At 50.2% G+C, this 1,349-nt stretch carries 1 protein-coding gene; it reads left to right on the forward strand.

Features of this window, described 5'->3' with window-relative positions; all coding sequences use genetic code 11:
- The first annotated feature begins 70 nt into the window (after positions 1-70).
- Entirely contained in the window at positions 71-1,114 is a 1,044-nt protein-coding gene (locus AC27IB_RS23440; protein ID WP_487124046.1) for an IS110 family RNA-guided transposase, read from the forward strand.
- Positions 1,115-1,349 lie beyond the last annotated feature (235 nt).

The following is a 1,349-nucleotide window of genomic DNA, read 5'->3' on the forward strand; positions in this document are numbered from 1 at the left end:
GGCCGATGTATGGACTCCTCCCCCCGAAGGAGGTAGGTTATTTCTTGCACAAATAAACAGGAGTCCATACATGTATCAAGATAACGTAATTGCCCTGGATTTAGCAAAGAATGTTATTCAGGTTTGTATTTTAGATAAGCAAAACCAGATTAAAACCAATCGAGAGTTACGCCGTCAGCAGGTGCTTGGCTGGTTAGCCAAACAATCCCCTTCTGTTGTTGCCATGGAAGCCTGTGGCAGTGCCCATTACTGGGCGAAGCAAGCGCGAGCATTGGGCCATCGGCCCGTACTCATTTCAGCCCGCTTCGTGAAGAAGTTCGTAGAAGGCCATAAAACGGATAAAAATGATGCGGTAGCGATTGGTATTGCGGTGCGTCAACCTAACTTAAAACCAGTGGGCATTAAAAATGATGACCAGTTAGCATTGCAAGCACTCGAGAAAATGCGTCAGCACTACCAGGATACGGCGATAGCTACCAGTAACATGGTTCGTGCTATCGTGTTTGAGTTCGGCCTTGTGATACCACAAGGAGAGAAAGCCTTCCGGGAACGTCTCCCCGATATCCTGGAAGATGCTGAGAATGGTTTACCGATGATGCTTCGGGCACCGCTGCATCAACAATATCAGTTCTGGATAAGTTTAAAGCAACAAGTCAGGGAGGCCGAAAAGCAGCTCCGCGTTCAACTGAAAACACATGAGCAATGTAATGAATTACAGAAGCTCGATGGCGTAGGGCCGGTCAATGCCCTGAACCTCTATCTCGCACTCGGGACGCGCGGCGAAGCCTTTAAGAACGGCCGGGAGGCAGCAGCCTGTATTGGCCTGACACCCAAACAGCACAGCAGCGGGGGGAAAGTCGTGATGCTGGGTATCAGTCAGCGCATTGCCAAAAAGCAACTCAGGGCCAACCTTATCCAGGGCGCGCTGGCGAAAATAAAAATCGTCGCTAAACGTCCACCGAAAAATACCCGCGAAGTCTGGATGAAGCAATTAATAGAGCGACGAGGATTACGACGAGCTGCCGTGGCTTTAGCCAATAAAACCGTCAGGATGGCCTGGGCCATGGTGCACTACCAACAGCCCTATCAAGCCCCTGAGTCTGTCACCATTTAACCAGGTTCTGCAATACCAGTAATGCGACGTTAATCAGGTCAGACCGTCCCCCAAGCGCCTGTTCATCCCGGCGGTTGGAAAAACCTTAAAGCCGTAAAAGGCATGGGGGAGCGAGCACATCAGTGGACAAGGCTAGCTACCTGTTAAGAGTCCGAATATACGCACGCATCTCACACCTGACAGCATCGCAAAATAGGTATTGCATGACAAGAGGAGTCCATATACGGGATGACGA

This window comes from Alteromonas sp. 4NH20-0104, from assembly GCF_057547795.1.